This window comes from Chroogloeocystis siderophila 5.2 s.c.1 (assembly GCF_001904655.1).
Taxonomy (GTDB): domain Bacteria; phylum Cyanobacteriota; class Cyanobacteriia; order Cyanobacteriales; family Chroococcidiopsidaceae; genus Chroogloeocystis; species Chroogloeocystis siderophila.
The window spans coordinates 53,400-72,661 of sequence record NZ_MRCC01000002.1 but is presented as its reverse complement, the minus strand read 5'-3'; the positions used below and the strand labels follow the sequence as shown (position 1 = coordinate 72,661).

Below are 19,262 nucleotides of genomic sequence, written 5' to 3'. Positions count from 1 at the left end.
ATTAAGTTTTTTGTCCTTGGGGTACGATCAGGGTTTCGATCCATGCCATGAGTTTGTCGAGGAGTAAACCGACGATACCGATGTAAACGAGGGCTAAAATCACTTCACTGACGTTGTTGTTTTGGTACGCTTCCCAGATGAAGAAGCCGATACCGACGATACCAGACATGACGATTTCTGCGGCGATGATTGCTAGCCATGCTAAGCCGATCGCAATCCGTAAACCTGTGAAAATGTATGGTAATGCAGCGGGAATAAGAATGTTGAAGAAATACTCTTTACGTGTCAGTTGCAACACTTTCGCGACGTTGTTGTAGTCTTGGGGAATCTGTTTAACGCCTACCGCAGTGTTAATTAAGATAGGCCATATTGCAGTGATGAAGATTACAAATAATGCTGCGGGTTCGTTTTGGCGTAATGCGGCCAAGGAAATGGGAACCCATGCTAGAGGTGGTACAGTTCGTAGTAGTTGAAAGATCGGGTCTAAAGCTTTGGACATGACTTTGCTTGTCCCGATTAAAATGCCTAAACCAATACCAACAATTGCTGCTAAAACGTAACTAATTGCTACTCGCTGTAAGCTTGCTAGGATTTGCCAAAATAAACCTACATTTGTTCCACCTAAGTCAAAGAAAGGCCAGAAAATCAATATCCAGGTATCTTGAACAACTTGAATTGGTCCTGGTAAAGTTGCACCAGGTGTTAAAGAAAATAGTTGCCAAATAACAAGGAAGATGGTGATCGCAACGATTGGCGGTATAAGATCGGGAAATTGTTTATTGATTCGCGATATCCAAGGATTTTGTAAGCCTCTAGCGGGACGAGTGCGTAATGTTGTCATTAACTTGGTTCTCCTCAATTAGTATTTGGTGATTGGGAATTGGAATTCTGGAAGCTATTACCGCTTATCCATTACCCTTAAACGTTGACTCGCTTGATTTTCAAACTCTGAAGATAAGCGTTAGGATTTGCCGGATCGAACCTGATTCCATCAAAAAATTCTTCGACACCGCGTGATGTGTTAGTCGGAATATCTGCGGCGGCGATACCAAGTTCTTGTGCGGCTTGTTTCCACAAATCTTCGCGATTAACTTTATCGATTAACGCATTAGCATTTGTTAAGGTATCGGGTGGTAAAAAGCCCCAGCGGACGCTTTCGGTTAAGAACCAAAGATCGTGACTCTTGTATGGATAGGAAACACTACCGCGTTCGTCTTTCCAGTAAAGTGTTGCCATTGATCGGTCATCGATAACGCGATCGCCCATATTGATCTTGCCCATGAACGGATCTAAAAGCACCTCTTCTGGTACATTAAAGTAGTTTCTGCTAGAAAGAATTTGTGTCAGTTCTTGGCGGTTATCGAAGTTATCGCACCATTGTTGGGCTTCCATAATTCCCTTTAATAAAGCCTTCGTCGCTTTGGGATTTGCATCAACCCATTCCGCCCTAATCGCTAAATATTCTTCAGGGTGGTTTTTCCACATCTCTGCGGTGAGTGCTGCCATATAACCAATACCATCTGTAACAATACGGTAAGGCCAAGGATCACCGGTGCTAAATGCATCCATTGTTCCTGTTTTCATGTTGGCGACAGTTTGTGCGGCGGGGACTGTGAGTAATTTCACTTCACTATCTGGATCAATTCCACCTGCTGCTAGCCAATAGCGAATCCATAAATCTTGATTAGCATGTGGAAAAGTATACGCTGCTGTAAATTGAGTTCCTGCTGATTTTAATTGCGCAAATAATGATTCTTTCCCAGCTAGTTTTAAGCCGATACCTTGGGCTTGATGTTTACTGGCGATCGCAATTCCGTTTCCTTGTGTATTTAGCTGACACAAAACGTACATCGGAATACGGACATTGCCTTTGGTAATTCTGCCTTCAGAGATAAGATAAGGCATTGGCATTTGCCATTGTCCACCATCAATACCACCACCTGCTGAACCAATCTCAACGTTATCTCTAGCTGAACCCCAGTTTGCTTGTTTTGATATTTCGACTTCGGTCATCCCATATTTCGCAAAAAAACCTTTTTCTAGTGCCACAATTAAGGGAGCCGCTTCTACAATTGGGATGTAACCTAACTTAATTCTGGGAGTTTCTGGACCTTGTGCCGGATTACTATTCGTAGCCGCAACTTGTTGAACTTGAGTTGTGCTACCTGTTGTTCCAGGCGGATTTCCTAAGCATCCTTTAAGAAAGATTGAACCTACCGCAGATGCTCCTGCCGTTAAAAGAAACTTACGACGGGATTGATTTGTAAATTCGTTCATACTCTCCCCAAAAAATTTTATAAGACGAATAAGTTATTCATTGAAAATCCTATTTAGTAGGAAATTCTAAAAAATATTACTGATAACTGAGTTATGAGCGACCCCATTAAAAAACTGCTGCAACCCTTAAAAAACTTGCAGCTAATGCCTCAGTTAAGCTAAAAACATTCGCTAGCTGTCTAGCTATGCGTTAAATGTAACTTTATCATCTTTAATTGATAATTGGTTCACCTAAAACCACAAATTATTAATGAAAAATTTAATGCTATGTATAGGGATATCTAGAGGTAATTTTTACTGTCTACTATTAGCAAATAACACTCTTAAGTTTTATTTATCAATACTAGCTAAGTAATACCAGGTGGTATATTTTTTTTGCAAAATTAGCTGGCGATCGCTAAGTATGCTGTGAAGGTAATAAGTACAACAAATGCTTTTGTTTTAGGCTGGTAATCAGCCACAACTTCTGACTACAAAAGCTTTTAATTTTTCTAATGAGAAATATAACTTAATTACTTATGCAAAGTTGATACATTACGAATACTGTCACAACAAGTAAGCTAAATTAATTACTAACATAGTTGCTAAAGTCATTCTAAGTGAGGGAAATTCATGGCGGATATTGTTGATATTGCGGTAAGTGCAGGTTCATTTAATACCCTAGTAGCAGCCGTACAAGCGGCTGGTTTAGTAGAAACACTCAAAAGTCCTGGTCCTTTTACGGTTTTTGCACCAAATGACGATGCTTTTGCAAAACTTCCACCTGGTACGGTGCAAACATTAGTGCAGAATATTCCTCAACTCACGCGGATTCTGACATTTCACGTTGTTCCAGGTAAGCTGATGAAGGCTGATTTAGCTAAAGTTGATTCGGTGACTTCTGTTGAAGGTTCACCCATTAGGATTGATTGTTCTGAAGGGTTTGAGGTGAAGAATGCTACGGTAATCGCGCCCGATATTGAAGCTGATAATGGCGTCATTCACGTGATTGATACCGTTATTCTTATGGGATAGATGAGAAGGGTGGGTAAGACTCACCCTTTTAGTAAAATTTTTAGGTCAATAAAAGCACCAGCATAAACAAGGCAATATGGAAGAATTACTGGAACTCAAAGAACTTCTTATCCAAAAAGATTTTGAAGGTGCTTATGCTTTGGTTGAAGACTTAGAAGAAATGGGGAAGAAGGGCGTTGCTCGAAATATTCGTTCTTATGCTAAAGTCTTACTGTTGCAACTAATCAAACAACAAGTTGAGCAGCGTACTACCAAATCTTGGGATATATCGATTCGCAACAGTATCAGAGAAATTAAAGATCTCAATACTCGTCCATCAAGTAAAGGAACCTACCTTAATAACGAACAGTTGCGTGAAGTAATTGCAGGTGCGATAGATAGCGCTATTGATCAAGCCTCAATTGAAGCTGCAGAAGGGATATACGAAGCGCGACAGATTGAGCAAAAAATAGCTCGAAACGAACTGGTTAAACGTGCGATCGCACTGATTCACGAATAGTAATTAAGCAAATATCTGTTTGACAGGAAATTGTAAATTAGCTAATATTGGTGAAACAAGTTCATCGTTTGCAAATAGTGTTGCAACTAATGTTAAAGCTGCTTTTTCGCGCCGATAAATTTCAACTTGTTGTTTTTGCCAATCAACTATCCAATATTCTTGTACGCCTCTAGAGGAATAGAGTTTTAATTTCACTTCTTTGTCACGGCGTTCGTTATCACCACCACTAGACAAAACTTCCACAACTAATTCCGGTGCAGCCGTAAGATGTCCTGCATCATCTAATAATAGGGCTAATCGCTCATTACTTGCCCAAACAACATCGGGAATCACATTATCAGCATCGGAAAAGATAATTCCAGGAGCGATCGCTACTTGTCCTAAACCTGTAGACTGTGACCAAACATTAAGTTTTTGGTAGATATTGCCACAAACCCGTTGATGGTTCCAGTGCGGCGCTCTTGTCACAAACAACTCTCCATCAATTATCTCATAGCGATTGCCGTTATCAGGCAACAACTCTAAATCTGCTGTTGTCCAGCGTAGTCGTTCAGTTGTAGGCTTCATACAAGCCCCCTATTGTGGGTAATAGCTATATTTTAGTTGATACAACAATAGGGTAAGCATTGCTGCCTACCCCGTAAATGCGATCGCTTCTTTTCTGTAATCAATTACCGATAATCTTGCCGCTGAATATAGCGTAAACGAGCAGCATCGCGAATACCATATTCTGGGCGCGTGAAGCGATTTAATTGGGCTTCAAAAAACTCGCGATTTGCTTGTAAGTGTTTTGGATTTGGATCGTCTAAAGGATACAACAATGCAGTACGTAATGCTTGAATAACAGCAGAAGTTACGCAATACATGGAACGTTGAAAAGTGATACCTAATTGAATCAGCATATCTTCTTCACCGCGACAGTGTTGGTGATAGTAATCAACCAAATATTGCGGCAGAAAATGCAACATATCTTGCATTAACAATGTGGGCGGAATACCCGCAGTGCCAACAGGGAAGACATCGGCGTAGAGAATACCGTAGTGAAAATCTTTTTGATCATCAGGAATTTGTCGGGCTTGTGCGTTGTATGATTTTGTACCTCTAAAAGGTGAAGTGCGATAGAATACCGCTTCAACATACGGTAATGCAGCTTCGTACAACCACGTAAAACCTTTTGATTTGGGAATAATTTCGTAACGTTCGCCGCGAATATAGACATGGTGGTAAATCGGACGTCCGGCTACCGCAAAGATGCCGTTTACTAAGAAATTCATTGCATCGGGTACAGTTTTAAAATCACCAGCATCGTAGCGATCGCTCATTTCAAAAAATACTGGTGCCATCACTTCCCAGAACAAGCCCAAATTGCTGTAATATGACATCTGGCGACACTGTTCCAAAAACATATCAGGAAACAGTTTATACATCCCCAACATTAAGGGATTGCCCTGAAAGTAAGCTTTGATTGCTTGATCAGCGTTCGCTTTGTATTCGTCGCTGTCTAAGTACGAGTCAAACTTATTGTAAGGTGCATACATGCCGCGATGCCACAACATTGCCCGCATACATTCTTCCGCAAATTCCATATTGATGCGATCGTGGAACCAATGATGCAGCAGTTTAGGCATTTTGAAGGTTTCGCCCTTCTCCATAAACTCTAGCAGTTCAGGATGCGCTGTTGCTTCGCCTTTTTGCCAAATTCTTAAATCAGCATCGTCACCTGCATAGTGATTGTGCAGTTCTAAATACTCTTTGGGAATGAAGTATTTGAAAAAAGGAAAAGGATCGAGAAAGACGCGTTCAGCTATATACAGTAAGTCCCGCCAATAGAAATCCATTGGTACAGCATAAGCTTTATAGATGCCGATAATTTGCATCAAGTTTTCTGGTGTATCGGGTAACATTGCCCCACCAGCTTCTAGACGATGAATAACCTCGGCAAATTCGTGTTGTGAGGGCGGTAGTTTAGCGGTTGAAGGTTGAATTGTTGCAGTCATAGAAATTCGTAGTTCGTAATTCGTGATTCGTAGTTTACAGTGCTTAAGATTGTAGAAGTTGAGTAAATTCTTTTGGATAAGTAGTAAGTACAACTAACAACTAGTCACTAGCCACTAGCCACTCACTCACCCCTCGCTCCGGACTTCGTCCCGCTGCGCTAACGCTCCTCGCTCCTACTTCTATTGCAGGAATTGTTGCTACCATTGCAGTAGTTGTGGGTTCACTCCAACGCACTAACCAAGTCGGCTGTACTCCCAAAAAGATAATCAAACCTGCCAAAATGAAAGCTGGGATTTTTTCAGACCAAAATACTTTAGGATAGTATGCGAGATTGTTGTCGAGTTTTCCAAAACAAGTGCGGTTGAGTAGAATGACAAAGTAAACTGCGGTTAACCCTGTTGCGACAACGCACAAAATGGTTTGGATTGGAAAAACAGAGAAACTGCCCTGAAAGACAATAAATTCGGCAATAAATCCCGTCATTCCTGGAATACCCGCGCTAGCCATACCGCTTAAAACAAGGAGGGCGCTAATCACTGGTAAACCGCGAATTGGACTCATTAATCCATTTAGCTTATCTAACTCACGAGTCCCCACTTTAGTTTCGACAACTCCGACTAAGTGGAATAGGATCGCCAAAATGATACCGTGACTAACCATTTGCGAAACTGCACCGACAAGCGCCAAAGGAGTGCTAGCCGCTGCTGCTAAGAGTACGTAGCCCATATGACCGATTGAACTAAAGGCTACCATGCGTTTGATATCTTTTTGCGCGATCGCTGCTAATGCTCCATAAATCGCACTCGCTGCACCCCAAATTGCCAAAGTTGGCGCGAGAGTTGCCCAAGCTTCGGGAAATAAGCCCATGCCAAAGCGTAAAATACCATAAGTTCCCAACTTTGCTAAAACTCCACCCAGCAAAATTGCAATCGGTGCAGAAGCTTCGACATAAGCATCAGGTAGCCAAGTATGGAAGGGAACTAAAGGAATCTTGATGCCAAAACCGAGAATGATACCTGCTAGCAATATGACTTGTAGCGTTGAAGACAAAGTTTGCGTTGTCAGCGTATCGTAAGCAAAGCTAGAAGCACCAGTCAGCCACACCATACCTAAAAACGCAGCTAAAATTAGCGCACCAGATACAGCAGTGTAAATCAAAAACTTGATTGCAGCATAAGCGCGTTTTTCTCCACCCCAGATAGAAATGAGTAGGTAGAAAGGAATTAATTCAAGTTCGTAGAACAAGAAGAACAGTAAGAGGTTTTGGGCGGCGAATGCACCTGCTACCCCACCACTAACGAACAAAACAAGTGAGTAGAAAAGTCGCGGACGTTCGGTTTGCTTGGCACTACTATATATTGCAATCCAGGTAAGTAGGCTATTAAGTACCAGCATCAGAATAGATAAGCCATCGGTTCCGAGTTGATAGCTTAAACCTAAAGTTTCATTCCAAGGAATGTTTTCTAAAAACTGCATTCCTGGAGTAGTAATGTCAAACTTGACTAACAGAAAGATATTCCAGACAAAGGTAAAACCAGCAACGAGGAGTGCTGCAAGACGAATACGTTCTGTGGGAATACTTTTAGGAAGGAGTGCTATAAGTGCCGCGCCTAAAATAGGCAACCAAATCAAAACACTGAGCATAAAATCTATTTACCTAAAATTTTTAATGATGTTTAATACAACTCAAGAATTGAGAATGACAGAAATGTAGGAATACATTAAATTCAAAAACTGATCTCCCCAAAACTGCCAACTCACTAAAACTCCAAACAAACCTACGCCTAATAACACGGTAAAAGCGTAAAACTGTGTTTGTCCAGAAGTGCTGTACTTTAATCCTTCTCCACCGAAAATTGAAATTAAACCAACTAAATTAACGATGCCATCAACAACAAAGCGGTCAACAATATCGGTAACTTTAGAAATGATATCTACACTAAAAACAATGCTCAGACGGTACAGGTTTGGTGTGTAGAAGTCGTATGCAATCAGGTCTTGTAAACCTTTCCAAGGTAGACGCACGGGTTTTGAGATCAGATTACCTAAATAAACAACACCACCAAGACTACAACCAAAGATACTCGACCAAATTAATAGTAAAGCCACATCTTTATTGAGCATTTCCCAACTCGGTAAAAGTGATAAACTTTGCAACACTAAAGGAAGATGCAACGTAAAGCCAAGTAGAATCGTCATTGGTAGAATCATGGGCCAATGTACTTCAGGCGATCGCTCGCTCATTTGCTTAGGCTTGCCACCAAACACTAACCCAAATTCTCTTGTCAAACTAAACGCTGTCAAAGCATTGACGACGATAATTACTCCCACTAACCAAGGTTGCGTTTCCCACAATGCTGACGCAAGTTTGAGTAATGCCCAAAAACTACCGAGTGGCGGAAAACCTACTAACCCTAGCGTACCAACAATAAACGCGATACCCGATACCGGACGACGCGACCACAATCCACCGAGTTGCGTTACATCTTGGGTAATACTATTCCAAACAATTGCACCCGTACTCATTACCAAAAGTGCTGCGGCGACAGCATGAGTGAGTACCAATAATAATGCTGCTTCACTTTGTTGTGTACCAACAGCGATAAACACCAAACCCATGTATGCACTTACTGAATACGATAGGCAACGTTTGATATCAATTTGAGCGATCGCAATCAAAGATCCACCAATTGCAGTTACTGTACCAATTCCCACCAACGCAGACATAACAATTGGCGATAAGGCCAACACAGGTTGCAATTTAATTAATACCCAAGCACCACTCGCGACAACGACGGAATTCCGCAAAATTGTACTAGGAACAGGTCCTTCCATTGCTTCATCTAACCACAGATGTAGCGGAAACTGCGCGCATTTACCCATTGGTCCGGCAATTAATGCTAAACCGATGAGAGTTATCAAGGTTGGATCGACGTTTGCAGTCGCCGCCCACTCTGCAAGTTCAGTAAAGTTCCAAGTTCCTGCTAAGGGTAACAGCGCCAACACTCCCATTAACAGAAATAAATCACCAACGCGCTTTGTTAAGAAGGCATCTCTTGCACCTGTCACTACTAAAGGTTGACTGAACCACAACCCTACTAATAAATAAGTTCCCAGTGTTAGGATTTCTAGAATCACATAGCTGAAAAACAGCGAGTTGCACAACACCAGCGCGCACAATCCAGCTTCAAATAAACCGAGTAGCGAATAAAACCTTGCCCAACCCCAGTCCATTTCCATGTAACCGAAGCCGTAAACTTGCGCGAGCAAATTTATCCCCGTAATCACAACGAGTGCGGCGACACTCACCGAAGATACTTCGATGGCAATAGTCAGGTCTAAACCCGCTGTATTCAACCAAGGAATAAATATTTGTTGGGGTGGTTGATGCCAAGTTGCTGGCAAGCTCAGTAAGCTATGTAAAAATGCCAGAAATGTCATTATAAAATTGACATATCCTGCGGGTCTTGGTCCTGTACGTCGTAAGATTCCTGGTGACCAAGGTACAGCTAGAAGCCCACCAATTAATGCATAGCACGGTACAACCCAGACACTCTGGATGAGAAATTCCATCGGAATTGCCTCTAAAGTTCGAAACGACTAAAATTTTTCATACTAACGCATGAGACTTATGAAACCGGAATAGTACCAACTCACGCTTTAGTTATTTAGTTATTTGATTTAAATAAAAGTTTAACTTTTTGAGTGTTAAAAATAAATTATTGCTTCAGTGGAATCTACGATAGTTTCTATAATTTTTATTTATTAGTAATGCCTATCACGGAGTTTACTAATAGTAATCATTGATTTTTATCTATACTACTTGTTAACTATAAACTTTAATCAATGGTCTGTATAGATGAAAATCTATGTATAAGCTGAGTGTATTGGGAAGCGATCGCACCATCTTTGCTACAACGAGAAAATCTTTAACAAGATAATGGCGATAGCAATCTCAACTATAATTAGCGAGCGGCTTTAGGTTTCGCATCACACATCGCCGATTATTGCAAGCGATGGAAAATTGTTGAGTTTGCATTGTTCGGCTCAGTTTTAGGCGATGACTTCGGACTTGATAGCGACATTGATGTTTTAATGACTCTTGAGCCTGATCGCGGTTGGAGTTTATTTGACTGGCTAGATGTAATGAATCAAAAGTTATACTCTGGTTTGATATCGCGCAACATCAATTCTTCTAACGCTTGTCGTGGTGTAATTTCTGCTTGTAATAATCTGTAAACTTGTGTTGTAATTGGTACAGAAATATGCTGTTGATGTGCTTTGGCGATTAAAACTTGCGTCGTATTCACACCCTCGGCTGTTCCTTCTAGACGTTCGAGAATTTCTGCTAAATTTTTACCCTGCGCTAGTTGATAACCTACTTGGTAGTTACGACTTAAGGGACTGTTGCACGTTGCAAGTAAATCGCCCAAGCCCGATAAACCGTAAAAAGTCTCGATTTTTGCACCCCAAGCAACACCAATGCGAATAATCTCAGTAAGTCCTCGCGTTACAAGTGCGGCTTTAGCGTTCGTTCCTAAGTGTAAACCATCACAGACACCCGCAGCGATCGCAATGACATTCTTGATTGTCCCGCCGAGTTCTACTCCAATTGGATCAGAATTAGTATAAACGCGAAACCGATTGGAAGAAAACACCATTTGCACCGTTTCTGCTGCGGTAATATCTGTACTAGCGACAACAGTTGCAGCAGGTAAACCTTGCTGAACTTCTTTTGATAAATTAGGACCGCAAAGCACAACAATGGGATGATCAGGAAATGCAGCTTGCCAAATTTGCGCGGGAGTTAACGTCGTCGTTGGTTCTAACCCTTTGGTGGCTGTCAAAAAAATTGTTTCTGGTGCAAATGATAAAGATCGAATTTGTTCGACAACCGATCGCACGCCTTTCATCGAAATTGCCGAAACGATAATATCTGCACCGTCAACGGTTTCTGCTAAACTACACTCAAGATGGCGCGACCACAAACGGACATTGTGCCCTGTGGCAGATGCCAAGTTTGCCAAAGTTGAACCCCAAGCACCAGCACCCAAAACTGCAACTAATTTTGGTTGAATTCCCCTGTTATTGCTAAGGGAATCTACATCACTGCTAATCAACTAACTCTAACTAAGTAGGTAAACAAATTATTGACCCCACGTTTCTAGGTTAAGTGACAGGGGATAAGGAGATGCATTATTGTGTGCTTCTCCATATACCAATTACCCATTACCATCTTGTACATTACGTTTATTTTCAGCCACTTACTTAAAATCGACTGCGTGGATAACGTTGCATTAATTCTCTTACCTGTTCAGCATGATAAGAACTGCGAGTTAAGGGAGAAGACACGACTTGCAGAAAACCTAACTCTTCTCCAAACTGTTTCCAAGCATCGAACTGTTCTGGCGTAACGAATTCAGCAACATTCAAATGTTTCTGACTTGGTTGCAAGTATTGTCCTAATGTGAGAATATCGCAATCAACCGCACGCAGATCTGCCATCACCGCGCGAATCTCCGCGTCAGTTTCCCCTAACCCAACCATTAATCCTGATTTAGTATAAACCCAAGGGGCAAGCTCGCGAGAGCGACGCATTAATTCTAAAGTGCGATCATAATTTCCCTGCGGACGTACCCGACGATACAGCCGAGGTATCGTTTCTGTATTATGATTTAATACCTCTGGTTGCGCTTGTAAGATTATCTCTAACGCATCCCAGTTGCCACACAAATCAGGAATCAGTACCTCAATCGTTGTCTGTGGCGATACTTCGCGAATTGCAGTAATACACCGCACAAACTGCGACGCGCCACCATCAGGTAAATCATCGCGATTTACTGAAGTAATCACAACATGATTGAGTTGCATCCGGCGTACTGCTTCTGCAAGTCTTTCGGGTTCTGTCGGATCGATGGCTTTGGGTGTTTTTTCAAAATCTATATCGCAATACGGACACGCACGGGTACACGCAGGTCCCATAATTAAAAATGTAGCAGTACCTGCGTTGAAACACTCGCCAATATTGGGACAAGATGCTTCTTCGCACACCGTATTGAGTGCTAAATCCCGTAAAATCTCTTTAACGCTGCCAACACGCTCCCATTGAGGCGCTTTGACTCGCAACCAATCTGGCTTAACAGTCACGATTGACGACTATATTAATAATGTGAATCAGTTACATCTTAGCAGGCAAAAACGCCCTAGTTGTGAATAGCAAGTTACAGGGCGACTGAATAATTATGTCTGCGCAGGTTAGTAATGGGGAATTGGTAATAGGATTTAATTAGCTGTTGCCTATCGCTTCGGTGTAAGCGCTACCTTTTAAGAGTCGATCTAAAGTCATGATACTGAGTGCGCCGGTAACACAAACACCAAATAGCGGAATGATCACTGTTGGAAATGTCGCGATATTCTCTATCAGAGGGACTTGCAGTAAATTAAAGGTTAAACCTGTGCCTACAGCGATCGCAAAGTCCAATACACTAAAGATGTGAAACATCGTGTACCTACCGCGAAACCTTAGTAAGAGAACCACAGGTACTAATAATCCTACTGCTAAATCGCCATAACCAGCATTGGCGACAAACCTTTCTGGAAGTAAACTTTGACTTCCATAATACAAAAACCACAGCCCAGCAGGAATCCGCCACAGATGGAATAGAGTTAAATACTTCAAATCAAGCGACCTGATATAACTATGAAAATCTGCATTTGAGTAGTACACCGCAACAGGAATTGTGATTCCCGTAACGACAAGTACCGCAATCCAAATCAAGTCAATCTTGGTAAAAAAACCACAGTACCCTGCAATTAAAACCGCAATTCCCCAAAGTGACAATACTAGAAAAAACCAACGCTGGGTAATCGAATGTTGACGTGTCATCATTTTGAACTCCTTGAGCTTAAGTGCATATACACGTAAAATGCCAAAAAATTAACTTTCGCGAAGTAACGATACTGTGTCAGACAAATGAGATAATAATGTTTGCCAACGGTCTTGACCTAGTTCCTCAATGACTTGAGCTTGTGCTTGTTGCCATAACGGCAGTGCTTTAGCTAAGGCTGCTTGACCTTTTTGCGTTAAACTAACAACCCGCACTCGCTGATCTTGTCCTGGTTCAATATGAATCAAACCTTCGCGTTCTAACGGTTTGAGATTGCGCGTGAGCGTTGTTCGATCCATTACCAACTCTTGCGCTAAGCGCGTAATGGATACACTTTCTGTAACACTGAGGGCGGCTAAAAGTGTAAACTGATTCGCCAAAATTCCACTCGGTTGCAACACTTGATCGAAAAGTTGCGTAATCACGCGCGATGCTTTTCGCAGATTGAAGCAGGTACAGTCACTAACGACGGTTTTGATTAGTTGGTCTTGCATAATTTAAGTGTATATGCACTTAAGTAGGATGTCAAGTGAGTTGCTAGTAACTCACCCCTCCACAAACAGTTAAACTAAAAACAGGAGAGAGGACGCGACTTATGAGTGAAAATCGTTCTCAATGGGATTTGGGTAGGTTTGTCCAAACCCTGACCTTTTTTGAGGTAATTCCTTTTATCGGGTGGTTACAGCGCTTGATTCCAGGATCTCAAGATTCTGCAATTGTACCAACGGGAGAAAAGCGAGTGGGAGTTGTGTTAGTTGCTGGGGCGACAGGTGGTGTTGGTAGGCGCGTGGTAAAACGGCTACTCGATCGCGGTTACAAAGTGCGATCGCTTGTTCGCGATGCTGAAAAAGCCAAAGAAATCCTCGGTGACAACGTTGAACTGTATGTCGGTGACATCACAAAGCCAGAAACACTAACTCTAGAAATGATGGCAGATGTGACAGCGGTTATTTGCTGCACTGCCGTACGCGTTCAACCTATGGGCGGAGATACCCCAGACCGTGCCAAGTACAATCAAGGTGTTAAATTCTATCAGCCCGAAATCGTTGGCGATACTCCAGAATCGGTAGAGTATATAGGTGTCAAAAACTTAGTTGAAGTAGCAGCAAAACACTTTGCGACAGTTCCTGCTGATGAAAAACTGATTTTTGATTTTACGCATCCATCCGAAGAGTTAAAACGCATTTGGGGTGCAGTAGACGATGTTGTGATGGGCGGTGTGAGTCAGAGTGAAATTCGATTTGTGGAAAATACTGCCTTATTTACTGGTAACGTCTCTACCGCCAATTCAGGCGGCTTTGCTTCTGTGAGAACCAAAAACTTGGAACCACCGTTAAATTTATCAGGTTATCAAGGAATTAAACTGCGCGTGAGAGGCGACGGAAAACGCTACAAGTGCTTCATCCGCACCGATACTAAGTGGGACGGTACAGCTTACTCGTATTCGTTTGACACGGTCAACAACACTTGGATGGATGTCTATATTCCCTTCGCAGATTTAACTGCGGTGTTTCGTGCCAAAACTTTAAAAGATGCGCCGGCGATTGATGCTAGTAGAATTGCTTCGTTGCAACTGATGTTGAGTAAGTTTGAATACGATAGCCAACTCAACCCTAGATTTACACCAGGAGGTTTTGCGTTACAAGTCGAGTCGATTAAAGCTTATGGTGGTGCTAAGTTGCCACAGTTTATCTTAGTCAGTTCGGCAGGAGTCACGCGTCCTGGACGTCCAGGAATCAACTTAGAAGAAGAACCGCCAGCAGTAAGATTAAACGATCAACTAGGTGGAATTTTAACGTGGAAGTGGCGCGGTGAAGAATCACTAAGACACAGTGGTATTCCTTATACAATCATTCGACCGTGTGCTTTAACTGAGGAATCTGGAATTCAACCGCTAGTTTTCGCTCAAGGAGACAATATTAAGGGTAAAGTTAGCCGCGATTCAATTGCTGAACTTTGTTTGCAGGTGTTAGAACAACCACATGCTTGTAATGTCACGTTTGAAGTCACAGCAAAAACTATCACTTCAAGTTCTGGGGGAGATTTATCGCAGTTGCAACCCGATTAACACTCGTCGTTATTGTTTTAATGATCGACTACATACGGTACTGCTTTAGTCGAATCATCCAAAAAATCTTTCCTCTGCATAATCTCGTAGAGGTTAATGTCTTCTTCGATTAAGCAAGCGTGTCCGCTATACGGTAAAAATACTGTTTGAACATTATCGAAAACTCTAGCCAGGTGTCGTGCTTCAGCAACCGACGGTAAAAGGCGATCGCGTCTACTCGCTACAACCAAAATCGGTTGAGTTAACTGGCGTAGCTGCGCATCACTCACATCAAATTCTTGCACTAAAGACAACCGCCATAAAACAGTTTCTGGTGGAACTGATCGCATCACGTGGAGGAGATCTTGGCGTTCAGTTGGGGCAATTCTATCAAGGGAAGCAATGAAGGGGAGTAGCCCTAACGCGCCAAACGGATAAACCCAGCGCGGAACGATATGAATTAACTGCGATGCCCAACCATACCACGAACGACGATGAAAAGAAGACGCAGGATTCACTAAAATAATTCTGTCAAAAAGTTGTGGTGAGTGGAGTGCGACTTTGATCGCGAGACAACCGCCAAACGATTCACCACACAAATAGACTTTGCGTTGCGGATTTTTAGCAATTTCTAGTTCAATTAAATCGACGACTTGTTGACTAAGATCTGCCCAACTTGTTAAATCATCCAAAGGAATCGACAAACAACGAACATCAAATGCAACTTCTAAGCCTTCGGTTTGCGATCGCAGCAGTCGCCCCGTTCCATCCATTCCTGGTAGAAATACAAACAAGGGATACTGCGACTGAACTTTGTTCGGTGTCAAAAAAACAGGTTTGCTTTCAATTTCTGACATTGTTAAATTTGGATAGACTTAACTCTGCTGTAAATAAATAGGGATCAAGGAAAAGAAGTTTTATATTGGTTTATTAACTAGTTATTGAAAACTTAATAAAAATTCCTAGTAGAATCCTTGGCGTAGTAGTTGCGCAATTTCCGTTTGGCAGTAATGTGTTAATTCCCTCACGGCTTTTTTTGCCTGCTTGCCTTGATATTCCATCTGCTGTTGGTGTGAAATCCAATAGGGACGTCCAACTAAAACCGCAACACGACGATAAATCACTAACGGATGCCAACCCGACTGATCGAACAAAGGTTCCGAAGGATCGAACAAGCTGAGTAGCTTTAAAGGCACTGCCGAAGTGTTGACTTCTTCTAAAGAGGCGATCGCCATCGGTAGAATCGTTAAATCTGTTACAGGCTTTGACAATGTACCAGGTGTCGTAGCGCGTAAAGCCAAATGCGCGAACCCACGCTGAAAGTTACCCAAATGATCCGGCTGCGTAAAAGTCACCATCGGTTTTGTTCCTTCTGGAAACACGCCCACGACTTGAGAACTATTTAACAAATGCAAAGCCTGCTGAAAAAAGCCTTGCTGTCTTTTTTCTCTTGCCTCTAGCGGAAAGCATCCTAGAAGATCTGTGACGATTTCGCGCATAATTGGTACTTGAGCCATATAGTGATGGCAGGCAAAGCGAATCGGTCGCTCTAAAGCTGCCATGAGAATTGGTGCGTCCATAAAGCTGCGATGATTGCTCACCACAAGCACAGGACCACTGCGAGGAATGCGATCCTCGTAATAGCGAAACATTTGAGTTCCTACCGAAGCAAGAAACCCTTGAGAAACCTGCAAGGCGTTATTTGCACTCATGCGTTGCCGTGTCAATTATGCGTCTAGGATATCTGAAAGCAGATTAGCTTTACTTAACTAAGATGTTACATTTATTCATCTTTGGCGGCGAGTCCCAGAAGTAAGAACTAGCCTAAATGTACCTGTCTTCGTCCGCATTTGAGCAAATCAGGCATTATTTGCTAATAGTTTGAGAAAAATAACCATAAAATTGGTATAATCAGCTAAGTTTTACAAGTTTTAGGCAAAATTCATCGAGATACTTCGTCACTGTTTCTAACAGCTTTATCTTTATCGGCTACTACTTTAGTCAAACGCGAGAAGACATTTTTATCTAATTAGAATTCGGTAACAAAAATACATACCTAGAGTCTCTGAGGTATGATCAAGGAAATTTAAGATTATTTATAAACTTTGCATGATATCTGCGAGTAAAACAACAGAAAAATTTGCACTGACAACACCACTTTATTATGTGAATGACCTACCACACATTGGTAGTGCTTACACAACAATCGCTGCGGATATACTAGCAAGATTTGCGCGGTTACAAGGTAAGTCTGTCATGTTTGTGACAGGAACCGACGAACACGGTCAAAAAATTCAGCGCACCGCCGAAAGTAAAGGGCGATCGCCACAAGCTTACTGCAATGAAATTGCCGCAGGATTTGTTGCACTATGGGAAAAACTTGATATTCAGTACGATAGTTTTATCCGCACAACAAGCACAAAACACGAAGCGATCGTTAAAGAATTTTTTCAACGTGTTTGGGATCAAGGAGATATTTATAAAAGTAGACAACAAGGCTGGTATTGCATTGCGTGTGAGGAATTCAAAGAAGAACGCGAACTCTTAGATGGACATCGTTGTCCAATTCATACCAACAAGCAAGCCGAGTGGCGCGATGAAGAAAATTACTTTTTTCGCTTGTCACGCTATCAATCGCAGCTAGAAGAACTATACCAACAACACCCCGATTTTATTCAACCAGAAAGTCGCCGTAATGAAGTTCTCAACTTCGTTAGCCAGGGACTGCAAGACTTTTCAATTTCACGTGTAAACTTAGATTGGGGATTTCCCATACCCGTTGATCCCAAGCAAACAATTTATGTTTGGTTTGATGCGTTAGTAGGATATCTTACCGCGCTACTTAATCCCGACGACGAACCAAACTTAGAAAATGTCCTCAGTCAGTGGTTGCCAATTAATTTACATTTAATTGGCAAAGATATCTTACGGTTCCATGCTGTATATTGGCCCGCAATGCTGATGTCTGCAAGGCTGCCAATCTCCCATAAGGTATTTGGGCATGGATTTTTAACTAAAGATGGGCAAAAAATGGGCAAAAGCCTTGGTAATACTCTTGATCCCATTGCTTTAGTTGAACGCTACGGCGCAGACGCGGTACGATACTACTTTTTTAAAGAAATTGAATTTGGCAAAGATGGAGATTTTAACGAAACGCGCTTTATTAATGTGCTAAACGCAGATTTAGCCAACGACTTGGGCAATTTGTTAAACCGCACCTTAAATATGGTGAAAAAGTATTGTAACGGAAATGTCCCTGATTGCTCAAGTGACGATATTCCCGCTGACCACCCATTAAAGGCGATTGGCTTAACTTTGGGCGAAAAAGTTGCACATAACTACGAAGCCCTAGCCTTTAATCAAGCGTGTGATGCTATTTTGTCTTTAGTAAGAGCAGGTAATAAGTTTATCGACGAGCAAGCCCCCTGGACACTTTATAAACAAGGACAGCAGCAACAAGTAGAACAAGTACTCTATACTGTACTCGAATCGATTCGATTAGCAGCCTATTTGCTATCACCGATTATTCCTAACGTGTCCAGCAAGATTTATCAACAACTTGGTTTTTCTATAAACTTTAATGAAAAGTCACAAATTGTTGTGACGCCCTTTAATAGCCATGCCAAGTGGGGACTATTAAGCGTAAACGAAAAATTAGGCACTCCAAAACCCGTGTTCCAAAGACTCGAATTGCTACAAGCAATTTAGTTATCACCTGATACAACTATACTGGCAACTTAATGATGGCTAAATTAATCAAGTCTTAATATAAGTTGTCATGTCAAATATAACAATCTGGTGTAACATACTTTATCTAAAACAATCATTTCTTTTATAAAAAATCTTAATAATATCGAGGCATAATAAATCATGTTAAATTTTGAATCGGATTCGATTTTCACGCCTGAACAGGTGCTAGAAAATCGAGGTAGAGTCGCGATTTTCATCGATGGCTCTAATTTGTTTTACGCTGCCCTGCAACTGGGAATCGAGATTGACTATACAAAACTCTTATGTCGGCTAACAGCGGGTTCTCGGCTGCTGCGCTCGTTTTTCTATACCGGAGTAGATCGCACAAACGAAAAGCAACAAGGCTTTTTATTGTGGATGCGGCGTAATGGGTACAGAGTCATTGCGAAAGACTTAGTACAGTTACCCGATGGCTCAAAGAAAGCTAACTTGGACGTTGAAATCGCCGTTGACATGATGGCACTCGTTGATTCTTACGATACAGCAGTATTGGTGAGTGGCGATGGCGATCTCGCTTATGCAGCAAATGCGGTTAGCTATCGCGGTTCGCGGGTAGAAGTTGTCAGTTTACGCACGATGACAAGCGATAGTTTGATTAATGTCTCGGATCGCTATATCGATTTAGAATCGATTAAAGACGATATTCAAAAGACACCAAGACAAGACTATCTCTATCGCCCAATTCCGACAATGGAAATTATTGAGCAACCACCACAAGCAGGAATTATCACACCTGATGGCATACCAAATATTATGCCAACGTCACAAGAGTGAAGAATCACGAGCGAAG

At 41.9% G+C, this 19,262-nt stretch carries 18 protein-coding genes; 6 read left to right on the top strand and 12 right to left on the bottom strand.

Annotated elements, in window-relative coordinates; translation table 11 throughout:
• Position 1: 1 nt before the first annotated feature.
• Both ntrB and NIES1031_RS02160 read right to left on the bottom strand, forming a co-directional pair.
• A complete protein-coding gene (ntrB, locus tag NIES1031_RS02165; protein WP_073547892.1) occupies positions 2-841 on the bottom strand; it encodes a nitrate ABC transporter permease in 840 nt (279 codons plus the stop codon).
• A gap of 77 nt (positions 842-918) precedes the next feature.
• A complete protein-coding gene (locus NIES1031_RS02160; protein WP_073547891.1) occupies positions 919-2,277 on the bottom strand; it encodes a CmpA/NrtA family ABC transporter substrate-binding protein in 1,359 nt (452 codons plus the stop codon).
• 612 nt (positions 2,278-2,889) lie between these two features.
• On the opposite strand from NIES1031_RS02160, the gene NIES1031_RS02155 reads away from it, so the two are divergent.
• Together NIES1031_RS02155 and NIES1031_RS02150 are read left to right on the top strand one after the other, a co-directional pair.
• Positions 2,890-3,291, top strand: coding sequence for a fasciclin domain-containing protein (locus NIES1031_RS02155; RefSeq protein WP_073547890.1), 402 nt, complete (start codon positions 2,890-2,892; stop codon positions 3,289-3,291).
• Positions 3,292-3,367: 76 nt separating this feature from the next.
• Positions 3,368-3,790, top strand: coding sequence for a DUF29 family protein (locus NIES1031_RS02150; RefSeq protein WP_073547889.1), 423 nt, complete (start codon positions 3,368-3,370; stop codon positions 3,788-3,790).
• Between the two features lie 3 nt (positions 3,791-3,793).
• Here NIES1031_RS02150 and NIES1031_RS02145 read toward each other — a convergent pair whose 3' ends face one another.
• The 4 genes from NIES1031_RS02145 to NIES1031_RS02130 form a co-directional block, all read right to left on the bottom strand.
• Entirely contained in the window at positions 3,794-4,357 is a 564-nt protein-coding gene (locus NIES1031_RS02145) for a Uma2 family endonuclease (RefSeq protein ID WP_073547888.1), read from the bottom strand.
• A gap of 104 nt (positions 4,358-4,461) precedes the next feature.
• Entirely contained in the window at positions 4,462-5,787 is a 1,326-nt protein-coding gene (locus NIES1031_RS02140) for a CO2 hydration protein (RefSeq protein ID WP_073547887.1), read from the bottom strand.
• A 100-nt stretch (positions 5,788-5,887) separates the two neighbouring features.
• Positions 5,888-7,432, bottom strand: a complete 1,545-nt coding sequence (locus NIES1031_RS02135) for an NADH-quinone oxidoreductase subunit M (RefSeq protein WP_073547886.1) — start codon at positions 7,430-7,432, stop codon at positions 5,888-5,890.
• A 42-nt stretch (positions 7,433-7,474) separates the two neighbouring features.
• A complete protein-coding gene (locus tag NIES1031_RS02130) occupies positions 7,475-9,361 on the bottom strand; it encodes an NAD(P)H-quinone oxidoreductase subunit F (RefSeq protein ID WP_073547885.1) in 1,887 nt (628 codons plus the stop codon).
• Positions 9,362-9,784: 423 nt separating this feature from the next.
• Here NIES1031_RS02130 and NIES1031_RS02125 point away from each other — a divergent pair, with 423 nt between their 5' ends.
• Positions 9,785-10,027: a nucleotidyltransferase family protein gene (locus NIES1031_RS02125; RefSeq protein WP_073547884.1), complete on the top strand. Its 243-nt coding sequence runs from the start codon at positions 9,785-9,787 to the stop codon at positions 10,025-10,027.
• Here NIES1031_RS02125 and NIES1031_RS02120 read toward each other — a convergent pair.
• From NIES1031_RS02120 to NIES1031_RS02105, 4 genes are all read right to left on the bottom strand, one after another.
• On the bottom strand, positions 9,940-10,908 hold the full coding sequence (locus NIES1031_RS02120) for an NAD(P)H-dependent glycerol-3-phosphate dehydrogenase (RefSeq protein WP_218596640.1): 969 nt from the start codon (positions 10,906-10,908) through the stop codon (positions 9,940-9,942). The genes NIES1031_RS02125 and NIES1031_RS02120 overlap by 88 nt on opposite strands.
• Positions 10,909-11,056: 148 nt before the next feature.
• Entirely contained in the window at positions 11,057-11,935 is an 879-nt protein-coding gene (gene lipA / locus NIES1031_RS02115; RefSeq protein ID WP_073547883.1) for a lipoyl synthase, read from the bottom strand.
• Positions 11,936-12,074: 139 nt separating this feature from the next.
• A complete protein-coding gene (locus tag NIES1031_RS02110; protein ID WP_073547882.1) occupies positions 12,075-12,677 on the bottom strand; it encodes a hypothetical protein in 603 nt (200 codons plus the stop codon).
• A gap of 48 nt (positions 12,678-12,725) precedes the next feature.
• On the bottom strand, positions 12,726-13,169 hold the full coding sequence (locus tag NIES1031_RS02105; protein WP_073547881.1) for a MarR family winged helix-turn-helix transcriptional regulator: 444 nt from the start codon (positions 13,167-13,169) through the stop codon (positions 12,726-12,728).
• Between the two features lie 101 nt (positions 13,170-13,270).
• Here NIES1031_RS02105 and NIES1031_RS02100 point away from each other — a divergent pair, with 101 nt between their 5' ends.
• Positions 13,271-14,743: a CIA30 family protein gene (locus NIES1031_RS02100; RefSeq protein ID WP_073547880.1), complete on the top strand. Its 1,473-nt coding sequence runs from the start codon at positions 13,271-13,273 to the stop codon at positions 14,741-14,743.
• Between the two features lie 17 nt (positions 14,744-14,760).
• Here the strand turns inward: NIES1031_RS02100 and NIES1031_RS02095 are convergent, their stop codons facing one another.
• Both NIES1031_RS02095 and NIES1031_RS02090 read right to left on the bottom strand, forming a co-directional pair.
• Positions 14,761-15,579 (bottom strand): alpha/beta fold hydrolase, encoded by an 819-nt coding sequence (locus tag NIES1031_RS02095; protein WP_073547879.1) that lies wholly within the window; start codon positions 15,577-15,579, stop codon positions 14,761-14,763.
• Positions 15,580-15,684: 105 nt separating this feature from the next.
• Positions 15,685-16,434: a lysophospholipid acyltransferase family protein gene (locus NIES1031_RS02090; RefSeq protein WP_073547878.1), complete on the bottom strand. Its 750-nt coding sequence runs from the start codon at positions 16,432-16,434 to the stop codon at positions 15,685-15,687.
• A 397-nt stretch (positions 16,435-16,831) separates the two neighbouring features.
• On the opposite strand from NIES1031_RS02090, the gene metG reads away from it, so the two are divergent.
• Together metG and NIES1031_RS02080 are read left to right on the top strand one after the other, a co-directional pair.
• The gene (metG, locus tag NIES1031_RS02085) at positions 16,832-18,430 is read left to right on the top strand and encodes a methionine--tRNA ligase (RefSeq protein ID WP_073547877.1); all 1,599 of its coding nucleotides are present in this window, start codon (positions 16,832-16,834) and stop codon (positions 18,428-18,430) included.
• A 162-nt stretch (positions 18,431-18,592) separates the two neighbouring features.
• On the top strand, positions 18,593-19,246 hold the full coding sequence (locus NIES1031_RS02080) for a LabA-like NYN domain-containing protein (protein ID WP_218596639.1): 654 nt from the start codon (positions 18,593-18,595) through the stop codon (positions 19,244-19,246).
• The last annotated feature ends 16 nt before the right edge of the window (positions 19,247-19,262 follow it).